Genomic DNA, 2551 nt, shown 5'->3' with positions numbered 1-2551 from the left:
GTGAAAAGACTTGGAACGATAACAACGACCAGGACGGAAAGAGACCTACAGAAATCAAGATTAACCTGATGAAGAAAGTAGGCGACGGACCTGTTGTAAAGAAAGAGACAAAGACAGTAACGGCAGCGGACGGCTGGAAGTGGTCATGGAAAGGACTACCGGAATATGAAGGCGGAAAGAAGATAACATACTCGATAACAGAAGAAGCTGTAGCTGACTATACAACACAAATAAACGGATATAACGTAACAAACAACCACACACCTGAAGAGACAAGTGTAAAGGTAACCAAGAAGTGGGATGATGCGAACAACCAAGACGGAAAGCGTCCGAATAGCATCAAGGTGCAGTTGTATGCAGATGATAAAAAGGTAGGAGATGAAGTAGAACTTAACAACGGAAATAGCTGGACTTACACATGGGAAAAGCTTCCTAAGAATGCTGCAGGAATACCTATAGCTTATACTGTAAAAGAAGTCGGAACAGTAGACGGTTACATTACATCATATGGTAATGATAGTCAGGGAAATGTGATTATAACAAACAGTCATACTCCTGAAAAAGTAAAAGTAGAGGGTGAAAAGACTTGGGATGATGCAGAAGACCAAGACGGAAAGCGTCCAAAGGAAATCATAGTAAATCTTCTTGCAAATGGAAATAAGATAAAAGAAGTTAAGGTTACTAAAGATGATAACTGGAAGTACAGTTTTACCGACCTTCCAAAGTATGAGAATGGACAGGAGATAAAGTACACCGTAACAGAAAATGTCGTATCTGAATACAAAACTGAAATTACCGGCTACAACATCAAGAATAGCTACACGCCTGGAAAAACAAGTGTAACAGTAACTAAGAACTGGGATGACGCTAATAACCAGGATGGAAAGCGCCCTGAAAGCATCAAGGTGCAGCTGTATGGAGATGATAAAAAGGTAGGAGATGAAGTAGAACTTAAGAAGAAAACCGGTTGGACTTACACATGGAATGACCTTCCTGAGAAGAAAGCAGGAAAAACCATAAAGTACACTGTAAAAGAAGTTGGAGAAATAAATGGTTATATCACATCATATGATGATGCAAATCATGGCAATATAATTATCACAAATAAACATACTCCTGAAAAAGTAAAGGTTGAAGGAGAAAAGACTTGGGATGATAATAACGACCAAGACGGAAAGCGTCCAACTACAATTACAGTTAAATTGCTTAAAAAAGTTGGTAGTGGAGCTCCTGTAGTTGTACAAACAAAACAAGTTTCAAAGGGTGATGACGGTAAGTGGAAATATGAATTCAATGATTTACCAAAATATGAAGATGGTAAAGAAATCATATATTCTATAAAAGAAGAGCCTGTAGACGGTTATGAAACCGAGATTAACGGCTATAACATAACAAATAAGCATAAACCTGAAAAAGTAGAGGTTGAAGGAGAAAAGACTTGGAATGATAATAACAACCAAGATGGAAAGCGTCCAACCAAAATTATTATTAAGCTGTTAAAAAAAGTAGGTAATGAAGCTGCTGTAATTAAGGAAACGAAAGAGGTTACAGAAGGTGCAGACCATAAGTGGAAGTGGAAGTTTGAGAACCTTGACAAGTACGAAAACGGAAAGTTAATAACGTACTCCATAGAAGAAGAAAAAGTAGATGGCTATGAAACTGAAATTAACAACTATGACGTCACAAATAGCCATACTCCTGAAAAAATAAATATTGAAGGTGCAAAGACTTGGGATGATGCGAACAATCAAGATGGCAAGAGACCTACAGAAATCATCATAAATCTGTTAAAGAACGGAACAAAAATAGATTCCAAAAAAGTAACAAAAGCAGACGGTTGGAAGTGGAAATTTGAAAATCTTGACAAGTATGAAAACGGACAAGAAATCAATTACACAATAACGGAAGAAAAAGTGGAAGGTTACTCCACAACAGTAAAAGGTTACAATGTCAAGAATTCATATACACCGGGCAAAACAAGTATACAAGTTACAAAGGTATGGAGAGATAATAATGACCAGGACGGAGTAAGACCTGACAGTGTAATTATTCAGTTATTGGCAGACGGAGTAGAAGTACCTGGAAAAACTTTAACTCTAACCAAAGCCAACAACTGGACAGGAAGTTTCACAAACCTTGATGAATACAAAGATGGAAAGAAAATAAAGTATACTATTAGGGAAGTTGCAATCGGAAACGGTTATGTAAGTGTAATTACGGGAACGGCAGAAGAGGGTTATGTAGTAATTAATACCAGAAAGCCTTGGAGACCGCCTTATGAACCGCCGACACCGCCGACACCACCTGAAGTGCCACCATATACACCACCGCACACACCACCTGAAGTACCACCTACACCGCCGACACCACCGGAAATACCACAGACACCTCCGGAAGTACCAAGTACACCACCTGAAGTACCGCAAGAGAAAAAAATTCCTAAGACAGGATTTATGGATCAAACGGCATACTTGGGAATAGCGACAGTTATTGCGGGAATATGTGGCGTTTATGTATTTAAAAAGAAAAAAGAAGATTAAAAAANAAGTAG

Annotated in this window: 1 protein-coding gene; it reads left to right on the top strand. The window is 38.4% G+C overall.

What is annotated here, in order from left to right; all coding sequences use genetic code 11:
- A partial coding sequence (locus tag HMPREF0629_RS00265; protein WP_009221372.1) for a Cna B-type domain-containing protein occupies positions 1–2540 on the top strand: 2540 nt, incomplete at its 5' end.
- Positions 2541–2551 lie beyond the last annotated feature (11 nt).

Origin of the sequence: Peptoniphilus sp. oral taxon 386 str. F0131 (genome assembly GCF_000090945.1) — a bacterium.
In the GTDB taxonomy this organism is placed as follows: domain Bacteria; phylum Bacillota; class Clostridia; order Tissierellales; family Peptoniphilaceae; genus Anaerosphaera; species Anaerosphaera mikwangii.
The sequence above is the reverse complement of the archived record's forward strand: the minus strand, read 5'-3'. Positions and strand labels throughout refer to the sequence as shown.